Raw genomic sequence first — 243 nt, forward strand, 5'->3', positions numbered from 1 at the left:
CGTGCGGCTCGTCAATCTTCCTGGCAGCCACGGGCCGACCACGGTCATCGACCAGCCCACGAGCTTTCTGGCGGTGTCGCAACTGCTGTCGAATCTGGTATCGAACAGTCCGTTCAAGCCGGGCGTGACGCTGTCGCAGTACGCAGCCGATCTGCCAAAAACGGAGATGGTCGGCGAAAACGAAGGCACCGTCACGATGAAGACGGCAACCGGTTACGTGGTGAAAACGCCGGACGGCGTGTG

The 243-nt window shown here is 61.3% G+C and carries 1 protein-coding gene; it reads left to right on the plus strand.

From position 1 onward, the window contains the following. A partial coding sequence (bcsG, locus tag SB753_RS40545; protein WP_410805612.1) for a cellulose biosynthesis protein BcsG occupies nucleotides 1-243 on the plus strand: 243 nt, incomplete at both ends.

Origin of the sequence: Paraburkholderia sp. SIMBA_053 (assembly GCF_046534895.1) — a bacterium.
GTDB lineage: Bacteria > Pseudomonadota > Gammaproteobacteria > Burkholderiales > Burkholderiaceae > Paraburkholderia > Paraburkholderia caledonica.